The sequence below is a fragment of the Mariniflexile ostreae genome, assembly GCF_042427585.1.
In the GTDB taxonomy this organism is placed as follows: Bacteria; Bacteroidota; Bacteroidia; order Flavobacteriales; family Flavobacteriaceae; genus Pseudalgibacter; species Pseudalgibacter ostreae.
This window is the reverse complement of sequence record NZ_JBHMFC010000013.1, coordinates 71,838-77,990: the sequence shown is the minus strand read 5'-3', so window position 1 is coordinate 77,990 and position 6,153 is coordinate 71,838. Positions and strand designations below refer to the sequence as shown.

Annotated in this window: 6 protein-coding genes; all 6 read right to left on the bottom strand. The window is 36.1% G+C overall.

Annotation, left to right across the window (positions count from 1 at the left end; translation table 11 throughout):
* Positions 1–111: 111 nt before the first annotated feature.
* Positions 112–2,463, bottom strand: a complete 2,352-nt coding sequence (gene pbpC / locus ACFFU9_RS04920; protein WP_379860268.1) for a penicillin-binding protein 1C — start codon at positions 2,461–2,463, stop codon at positions 112–114.
* 52 nt (positions 2,464–2,515) lie between these two features.
* Entirely contained in the window at positions 2,516–3,097 is a 582-nt protein-coding gene (gene nadD, locus ACFFU9_RS04915) for a nicotinate (nicotinamide) nucleotide adenylyltransferase (RefSeq protein WP_379860267.1), read from the bottom strand.
* A 9-nt stretch (positions 3,098–3,106) separates the two neighbouring features.
* A complete protein-coding gene (gene gmk, locus ACFFU9_RS04910) occupies positions 3,107–3,697 on the bottom strand; it encodes a guanylate kinase (protein WP_379860266.1) in 591 nt (196 codons plus the stop codon).
* A gap of 81 nt (positions 3,698–3,778) precedes the next feature.
* A complete protein-coding gene (locus ACFFU9_RS04905; RefSeq protein WP_379860265.1) occupies positions 3,779–4,636 on the bottom strand; it encodes a YicC/YloC family endoribonuclease in 858 nt (285 codons plus the stop codon).
* A gap of 250 nt (positions 4,637–4,886) precedes the next feature.
* The gene (locus tag ACFFU9_RS04900; RefSeq protein WP_379860264.1) at positions 4,887–5,243 is read right to left on the bottom strand and encodes a DUF202 domain-containing protein; all 357 of its coding nucleotides are present in this window, start codon (positions 5,241–5,243) and stop codon (positions 4,887–4,889) included.
* A gap of 141 nt (positions 5,244–5,384) precedes the next feature.
* The gene (locus ACFFU9_RS04895) at positions 5,385–6,149 is read right to left on the bottom strand and encodes an MlaD family protein (RefSeq protein WP_379860263.1); all 765 of its coding nucleotides are present in this window, start codon (positions 6,147–6,149) and stop codon (positions 5,385–5,387) included.
* Between the last annotated feature and the right edge of the window lie 4 nt (positions 6,150–6,153).

The window sequence follows — 6,153 nt, the reverse complement described above, 5'->3', positions numbered from 1 at the left end:
AAACCCCGTTTTTTGAGTGTTCGGCTCGTTATCGGGGTTTTGTTTTATCTAAAATACAACTTATTTGATTGATATGCAAGTGATTATTTACTTCTGAAAGTGCCAAAATAGCTATTGCGAAATTTCAAAACCGCGCTTTGCCTCATTGCCAAACTCATCTACAACCGTAATCATATGTTTTCCCTGTTCTGGGATTATCGCTATTTCATGTAAGTCTTTAGTACTGCCTATAAACGTTTCGTTAACATACCAAAAGACTGTACTTTCAGATTTGGAGTGGGCTATTTTTAGGATAAGATCGTTGGTTTGTCCATCAAAATCTTTAGGAAGAAAGATGCTGTTTTTCTCTTTTGGATAAATAAAATCAATAGATACGCTGCTGCTTCCAAAGCAATCTACCCTAAATTTAGGAAGTGGCTTATAAAACGGGTTTTTTGCTTTATAATAGTGCGCCATTAAAGGCGGTAAAACAAACCAAGGTTTATGCTGGATGTTGCTTAAACTTTCGCAAGACGTATTCACTTGAAATCGCTCTTTTTGGTCCACGTGAATTAAAATATGATAAGGACAAGGCTTTGTTTTTAATCCACTAAGTTGAATAAATGTTTCTGTGGTTTCTAGACAATTTGTCGAGGCGCGATACCCGCTTTGATTACAAATAGTAGCTTCTTGCATGTCATCAAATGGTTTTGCAAACCAATTGCTATTGGGCAATAGATCAAACACATCAAACAAAATAGGTGCGGCGGTTTGAACGCCCACCAATCCTGGTCGGCCTTCTCCATCGGCATTTCCCACCCAAACGCCTACGACATAATCTTGTGTGGTTCCAATGGCCCATGCATCTCTAAAGCCAAAGCTGGTCCCTGTTTTCCAAGCAATTTGTTTAGAACCATCAAAGAATGCCCAGCTTTCATCTCCTTCTGGGCGGTTTACTTCTTTTAAACTTTCATAGGTTAAGTAAATAGAGCCTGCATCAAAAAGCGTTTTATCGCTTGTTTTTTTGCCAAAATCGATGATTTCAGAGGCTAAAAAAGTGGGTTCACAAAATTCATTAGAAAAATATTCACTAGAAGTTTCAGAGAAATGGTTCAAGGTCGAGGACAGTGCTGCATAGCTTTTACATAAATCCCATAAATTGCTTTCTGCACCTCCAAGAATAAGCGATAGGCCATAATGATTGGCATTATATTTTAAGTCTTTTAAATGTAAGCGTTTTAAATAATCGTGAAACCTATCTAGACCAAATTCTTGTAACATTCTTACAGAGGGTACATTTAAAGATCGGGATAGTGCACGACTGGCCGATACGGCACCATCATACGTCTTGTTGTAGTTCTCAGGATTATAACTTCCAAATTGGGTTGGAACATCGGCTACCAGTGTGTGCGGCAATAGGTCGCCGGCATCTAGCATAGCCGTATATAAAAATGGTTTTAGTATACTTCCTGTACTCCTGGGCTTATCTATAATATCTACATCTTTTTGATGGCCCTTATCGGTAGGTGTATTGCCAACATATGCTAAAACTTGTCTTGTTTTTACATTTAAAACCAAAACGGCGGCATTATGGATTTCGTTTTGGCTAAGTTGGTTGTAATGGTGTTTTACAATACGGTTTATACGGTCTTGTAATTTGGAGTCGATGGTGGTTTGTATTCGTTTCCCATAATGGGATTTTGTAGTTTTTTGTAATAAATGCGGTGCCATTTGAGGTAGAGGATAGGGTTTTTGAGGTAAACCTTCTGCAATAGACAAGGTGTAGGTTAGTGTGTCTATAATCCTGTTTTTAAGAAGTTTCTTTAGCAGCCTATCACGCTTTTTTAACAGGTTTTTTTGGTTCTTTCCGGGATATATTAAACTTGGGGCATTGGGTAGTACTGCTAAAGTGGCCGTTTCTGCCCAAGAAAGTTCGTAGGGATTTCTGTTGAAATAACGCCATGCCGCAGCATCTAGTCCTACCACATTACCTCCAAAAGGAGCATGGCTACTATAAAGCGCTAATATTTGTGTTTTAGATTTTTGAAGTTCTAATCGGGTGGCAAGCACAATTTCCTTTATTTTTTCAATATACGTTCTGGATTGCCCTTTTCTTGACAGCCGAATTACTTGCTGGGTTAAAGTGCTTCCGCCACGTTTTAAGCCATCAGACTTTAAGTTGTCCCTTAGGGCCTTAAAAATAGAAACAGGGTTGAACCCAGGGTGGCTGTAAAAATATTCGTCTTCAAATTGAAGAATGCATGTTGTGAATTTTTTTGGTACAGAATCATTTTGCGGAAACCGCCATTGGCCATCTCTTGCTATTTGGGCGCCTAGTAACTCATTGTTGGAGCTTGTAATCACCGTAGCTGTTGGGTCTTTAAAGAGCGGACTTGGTAAGCAAAAATAATAGGCAATTAATAGGCCTGCTATAGCTGTAAATTTTACTTTATTATTTTTAATATAAAGGGCTAATTTTTTCACTTAAAAAAGAGGCTCAAAGCATTCGTTTTAGATGTAAGTTAAGATTTAAGGCTTAATCCCTATAAAAGTTCATGTCCTCTAAATATTTCCAAACATGTTGTGGTAGCATGGGTTGTACATTTTTGCCGTTTTTAATTGCTTGGCGAATGTATGTAGATGATAATTCCATAATGGGAGCATCAATAAAATGGATGTTATTATGGCCCTTTAGCGCTGGGCTTGCTTTTGTATCCGAAATTCTAGGGTACACATAAATGGGATGGTTTTCAAGAATCATTTCATAATTTTTCCATTTATGAAGGCTCTTTAAATTGTCCTCACCCATTATTAGCGAAAACTGATGTTTAGGATGTTTTTCTTGTAAATAAACCAATGTATCTATAGTATAATTGGGCTGTGGTAAATTAAACTCGATATCACTAAAATTAAGTTTTGGATAGTCCTTAATAGCGAGGTGAACCATCTCTAAGCGGTCGTAGTTGTCTAGTAGACTGCGTTTTTTTTTGAAAGGACTGTGTGGCGTTACTACAAACCAAACCTGGTCTAAATCGCTATGTTCTGCCATGTAATTTGCAATTATTAAATGACCAATATGAATGGGGTTAAAAGAGCCAAAATACAATCCTACGTTCATGATAATTATTTAAGAATTTATAAAATCATGAACTAAAGTTTCGGCATCATTTAAGGCTTTTTCTAAATGATCGTTAATGATAATAGTATCGAACAAAGGTGCCGTAGCCAGTTCCGCAGACGCTTTTGCAACCCGCATGTTTATTTTATCATCAGTTTCAGTTTTACGTTTTTTTAATCTTATTTTAAGCTCATCGATACTTGGGGGTTTTACAAAAATAGCTAAGGTTTGGTCTGGGAATTTGCGTTTAATTCGTAAGCCGCCCGAAACATCAATATCAAAAATAACATGCTTGCCTTTTGCCCAAATACGTTCTACTTCAGTTTTTAAAGTTCCATAGAAATTATCGCGATACACTTCTTCCCATTCTAAAAACTCATCATTTTTAATTTTTGACTTAAACGCTTCGGCAGATAAAAAATAATAATCTTTTCCGTCTACTTCGTCCCCGCGTTTAGCTCTTGAAGCCGCCGATATGGAAAACTCTAAATTTAGATCCTTACGACCTAATAAGTGTTTTACAATCGTGGTTTTTCCAGAACCTGAAGGCGCCGAGAATACAATGAGTTTATTTGATTTGCTATCGTTTGTAGTTGCCAACTTCTGTTTTTTTAAAGACACTTCGACTAGGCGTTGTGTACTGTTTTTATTTGTATTGTATAATTTAACTACCTTTTGTCTTTATAAGACATTTAATAATTGTTCTTTTATTTTCTCTAATTCATCTTTCATTTGTACCACTAACTGCTGCATGGATGCGTAATTACTTTTGGAGCCTATGGTATTGATCTCTCGTCCTATTTCTTGAGAAATAAAGCCTAATTTTTTACCATTCGAGTCTTCGGAATCTAGTGCCGATAAAAAATAGTTTAAATGGTTTTTAAGACGTACTTTTTCTTCAGTAATATCGTATTTTTCGATATAATACACCAGTTCCTGTTCAAAACGGTTTTCGTCAAACTTCTCTTTAAGTTCTTCAACGCCTTTAAGTAAGCGTTCCCTAACGGCTGTTATGCGCTCAGGGTCTATAGCGATTACATCATCTAAAAGCGAGGATATGGTTTGAATGCGGTTTTTAAAATCCTGCTCCAAAACCTTCCCTTCATCTAATCTGTAAATATTGATGTTTTCTAAAGCCAATTCGATTTCGTTTAAAATGGCTTGCCATTCGTCTTCGTCTATATCTGTACGTTCTGTATTTAAAGCATCTGGAAAGCGAACTGCCATTTTTAGCAATTCTATTTCATTGCTATCTACAATTGCTTTAAGCTGTTTGATATATTGTTTTACAACGGGAGTATTGATTTGGCTAGTGGTTTCTTCGCCGGTAATTTCAGCGAAAATCGAAAAATCAACTTTGCCACGTTCTAGTTTAAGGCCTACTAATTTCCGAATATCCAATTCTTTTTCGCGATAAATTGACGGCATTCGAGTGTTTAAATCAAGACTTTTGCTGTTTAGCGATTTAATTTCGATGGTTATTTTTTTTGAAGGTAACTGTAAGACCGATTTACCGTATCCCGTCATTGAATATATCATATGATGCATTTTTAGTTATGCAAAGATAATTAAAACTTAAACGATAAGAAGCAAGGAGTAGGTCTTTATGGGCTATTGTTTAAGACTTTAAGGCCAACACGTTATTTGGTTGCTAAGGGTGAAAGAATTGTATAGGCTTTAAAAGAAAAGCGATTTTGTAAATAATCGAGCTCGAAACAGCTGTGGTAACTTAAAACACAGCTGTGCCATTTAAAAGGCATACGAAGTTGTTTTTCGATACAACTGGCTGTTATTTAGTAGCCTGTTCCTTTTCTTCGGAAATATAATATAAGCGTTTTAGGCTTTTTTTGAGTAATGTGAAACGGTACACTCCGATAACAAAAAAAATAGCGCTAAATATTAAAGAAAGTAAGGCTAGGTATTTGAAATTAGAAAAATCTTTAAGCTGAAAAAAGGCGATACTGCCCAAAAGCAAGTATAATGAGGATCTTATGTAAGATAAAAGGGTTCGTTCGTTTGCTAAACGTGTGCGCTCTATGGCAAGATAGTCTCTTAAAATAACTTCTTCGTCTGGTTTAAAATCACGACCAAAACGCAAGAGTTTCATGTTTTTTATTTTTAGTGGTGCTGTAATGATGCGTTTCATTTTTTAGTGTTTTATGATATAAACCTAAAAGTACATTAAATTTTTAGCTCAAAAAACAGTCTGTTACTAAAAATATATTGCCGCTTTATTAAGCGACTAAGACATTACGCTTAAAAGCGTGAATTTTATTTTTAAGAGCTGTTAATTTGATGTTTTTCCCTCTAGTTCCTCCGCTTTTTCCTCCGCTTCTCTTTCTGCTTTCTTTTGCGCTTCTTCTTTGGCTTTTTCCTTTTCTCTAGCTTTCTTTTTAAAGAAACCTCTTAAAAGGAAATTATGTTTGGCTGCTTCCATATTCTGTTCTAATCCTTTAGTGCCTTTTTTTAAATTTTCCATGGTTTTTTCTAAATCCTGGGCAACGCCTTCATCGTTCATTAATTTCCCTAAAGTGCCTTCACCTTCATTAATGCCTACAAGCATGGTTGCCAATTCATCAGAAATCACTTCTGCATTTTCGGCCGTAATCTTTATGGAAGACAGTATGGCATCAAACTCTACTGGTTCAAAAGATTGAATCGTTTCGCCATCTTCAATTTCGGCAGCGTTGGAGCTTCCTTGCGAAACCACCAATATTTTATCTCCGATAACGCCTTCTGAGCTTATGGATGCTTTGCTGTCTTGCTTAATAAACTTCTTTACGTCGTTAACCATTAGGGCCATTACGCTTACAGTTGAGTCATTAATAATCTCTATATTTTCAATAGTACCAACAGAAATTCCTGAAAAACGTACTTGGCCACCTATTTGTAACCCACTAACGTTACGGAACTCTGTATGAATTTTGAATTTTGAACTGAATAGATTTTGTTGGCTGCCAATAAAGAAAATAATAGCAAATAGGATTAAGAGGGCTAAAGTGACAAATATTCCAAGTTTGATCTTGTATGAGTTGTTTTGTTGTGTTTTCATGGTT